Source organism: Bacillus sp. AP50, assembly GCF_040492675.1.
Taxonomy (GTDB): domain Bacteria; phylum Bacillota; class Bacilli; order Bacillales; family Bacillaceae_G; genus Bacillus_A; species Bacillus_A cereus.
Genome location: NZ_JBEUTW010000651.1, coordinates 1 through 1,184 on the forward strand (window position 1 = coordinate 1; position 1,184 = coordinate 1,184).

Genomic DNA, 1,184 nt, shown 5'->3' on the forward strand with positions numbered 1-1,184 from the left:
ATATAATTGAACTCAAATAAATTAAATTAATAAAAAGCGTCTCTCTAGCATTTTATAATAATACTTCTTTTTCATAATCGAAATAATGGTTCTTAATCATTTAATTTATAAAAATAAATAATTCTTTGATACACTCTTTAAAAAGGTAAGTTGACTAGACTCTGTGGGGTTTTTGCTTCCAAAGGCTAAGTCTATCGCTACTGCTCAAGGTTACAGTGCACCATCATCACTCGCAGGCACTATCTCAAACCGGCTAAAATTCGATATGGGCTTTCCAGTATTATAAAACCTGTAAATAAAAACCCCTATAAGTTACATTCGAAGTTTGTATCTAATCATAAAAACGTCAAATGTTTCCTTCTAGGGGCTACCAATATTTATGATTAATAGAAAATCTAGAGTTTAATGTTTTTCCAACCAGAAAAACCAGATATAAACAATTAACCCCACTATAATCACGAAAATGAATAACTAACCTTGTTTATCCTAGATTCATATTAGAAAGAAAGTTTTCAAATAACTCCAATTCAAATTTATCCCTCGTCTTTAAATACTCTCTCTTTTTCTCAATGATTTGTTCTAATATCTCTTCTTTATTTAATAACAAGGCTAATCCAATAGCATTTTGTGCTCGCGTCCCATCAAATATTGTCCCTATTAATCCAGCCTCATCATCATCTCTTACACATAAATCAAATACATTTTCCATATCTACATACTTATCAATATATGGAATGAAGTATTCCTTAACTTCTTTTAAAATATCCATAGTAACAGGTAAAATATCTTCTTCCTTTTCAACACGCCACCTTTTTTGCTCTCTATAGACTAAATTCCCTAAATCAACTCCAATTGTATAGGTCTCCTTTTTCTCTCTAATTGTTAAACCGTCAGCCCATTGATTTTTCATATTTTCTAATTCATCAAAACGAATTCCCACATCCACCGTCACATCAAAATCTTCTAGGTGATTGATAAAGGCTAAATGTATACCGATTTTTCCTTTATCAAATTTTTTCACCAGGTCTTGTTGTGTAGTTCTAGTCTTATAACCGTCTTCTTTTAACTCTTCACCTAGACCTTGCAGTAGCTTTAATTTTAATTCTTTTTTGTTCATATAATTCCTTCCGCTCTCTATTTTGATTTGTCCCACGAGGATTAGATACATGTCCTATCCTATATAT

The 1,184-nt window shown here is 31.1% G+C and carries 1 protein-coding gene; it reads right to left on the reverse strand.

Features of this window, described 5'->3' with window-relative positions:
• Positions 1-481: 481 nt before the first annotated feature.
• Complete coding sequence (locus ABWK52_RS27950) at positions 482-1,117, reverse strand: hypothetical protein (protein WP_098541327.1); 636 nt, start codon at positions 1,115-1,117, stop codon at positions 482-484.
• Positions 1,118-1,184 lie beyond the last annotated feature (67 nt).